The 2074-nt window shown below is 41.0% G+C and carries 3 protein-coding genes; all 3 read left to right on the top strand.

Going from position 1 to position 2074, the window contains the following annotated elements; translation table 11 throughout:
- Nucleotides 1-362: TnpV protein (locus tag D1841_RS17095; RefSeq protein WP_160644878.1), on the top strand; the 362-nt coding region annotated here is incomplete at its 5' end.
- Nucleotides 363-597: 235 nt separating this feature from the next.
- Entirely contained in the window at nucleotides 598-1185 is a 588-nt protein-coding gene (locus D1841_RS17090; RefSeq protein ID WP_160644876.1) for a TetR/AcrR family transcriptional regulator, read from the top strand.
- Nucleotides 1186-1267: 82 nt separating this feature from the next.
- A partial coding sequence (locus tag D1841_RS17085; RefSeq protein WP_160644873.1) for an ABC transporter ATP-binding protein occupies nucleotides 1268-2074 on the top strand: 807 nt, incomplete at its 3' end.

Here is a 2074-nt window from a genome sequence, read left to right as displayed (position 1 = left end):
TATTTGAACAGTTAGGCGGCACATACCACGAAGAAAATGGGTATCTTATACCCGATTTGAGATTACCCACCGAAGAAGAACAGCCGATAGGCATATGGGGACAGAGACACTTAGAATATCTGAAGCATTACCGCAAGGTTACATACACCAATCTTCTCACAAGCGGCAGGCTCAATTCCTATCTTGCCGACATTGACAGGCAGGCGCAGGAACGCTTTGAACGGCTTATAGAGGGCATGAAACGGGCACAGGGCATAACGGAACGGCTAAAGGAAGAAAACGCCTTAGAATGGACAGGGCGGCTAGGTAACATAAGGGCGTGTGCGAGGGAGATTGTGAACGAGGAAATCATATACGCATAAAGAGTTAAAATCAGAGGGTAGGGATGAAATTTCTTACCCTCTTGTTTTTGGTTTGCCCAAATTGTGAAAGCATTGATAATACCAACGGAACAGCATATTTTGCTTTTCGGAGGGTAAAAACTTCTGTTATTTCTCATAAACGATTTAAACTTCTATGAAATAGAATATTGACAGAGTTTAAAAAAATGCATATAATGACTGTATAAGCGAAATTAGTCAAATGGGAGGCGTTAAAGTGCCGAAGAGCTATTCAGAGCAGGAACGGGAATATATCAGAAAGCGGCTGAAAGAAGAAGCGGCAAAATGCCTTGCGAGGTATGGCGTCCGCCGCACGACAGTCGATGAAATCGTGAAACGGGTTAATATTCCAAAAGGAACTTTCTATCTCTTTTATAAATCAAAAGAATTACTTTTGTTTGAAGTTATTCAAGAACAGCAGGAAACTGTCAACCGCAAGCTGTATCAGACCATTTCTGGCATTGCGAATACAGAGTTGTCAGCGGAAAAGCTGACCGATGTGATATTTGAGTTCTATAAAATGACAGAGGAAATGCTGATTTTGAAATTGATTGATGTTAATGAAGTGGAATTGCTTGTGCGTAAGCTGCCACGGGAAATTGTGGAGGAGCATTTTCGGGACGATACAGATACGATTGAAAAAATGCTTGCCCTATTTCCTGTGAAAAAAGAAGTAGACGTAAAGGTTCTCAGTGCCGCATTCCACGCAATTTATTTTGCAACGCTGCATAAAGCAGAGATTGGCGAACAGTATGATAAGGCTCTGTATTCCTTGATTTATGGTATGGTAACACAAATTATTTAAAAAGTCTGGTAATCAGCCAGACTTAAAACAGCTTTTTAATTGACTATATAGATTGAATAAGTCAAACAGTATGGAGGTAGACATGATTATAGTAGAAAATCTTTCGTTTAGTTACACGAAAAGCCCATTTATTTCTGGTATGAGTTTTTCTGTTCCAGAGGGTGAAATTTTTGGATTTTTAGGACCATCTGGGGCAGGCAAAAGCACATTGCAGAAAATCTTGATTGGAATGTTGAGAACATATCAAGGCTCCTGTCTGGTAAATGGCATTGAGTGTAAAAATCGTACAAAGAATTTTTATGAGAATATAGGGGTTGATTTTGAATTTTCAACAATGTATGAAAAGCTGACGGCAAGAGAGAACTTGCAGTTTTTCTCATCATTATACGAAAAAAAGCCACGCCCGATAGATGAACTTTTGGAAACGGTAGGTTTGGAGCAGGATGCAGATAAACGTGTAGCCGATTATTCAAAGGGCATGAAATCCCGCTTAAACTTTATAAAAGCATTGCTGCATGACCCTGTCCTGCTCTGCCTTGACGAACCGACCAGCGGGCTTGACCCCGCAAACAGCCGTATGATGAAAAATATGATTTTAGAGGAAAAGGCAAAAGGGAAAACCATTCTTTTGACGACGCATAGTATGCAGGACGCAGCCGAACTTTGTGACAAGGTGGCATTTATCGTAAACGGCAAAATATGCGCTCTTGACAGCCCACACAATCTGATTATGTCAAAAGGAGCGGCAACCGTAACTTATACATGGGTTGAGGATGGGGAGCATAGAGCAAGCTGCCCTTTGGAACAAATATCTTCTGATGAGCGGCTGAAAAATCTGATAGCCAAAAACCGTCTGCAATCCATTCACAGCAGTGAGCCAACCTTAAAT

Source organism: Neglectibacter sp. X4, assembly GCF_009917365.1.
Taxonomy (GTDB): Bacteria; Bacillota; Clostridia; order Oscillospirales; family Acutalibacteraceae; genus Acutalibacter.
This window is presented reverse-complemented; position numbering and strand designations above follow the sequence as displayed.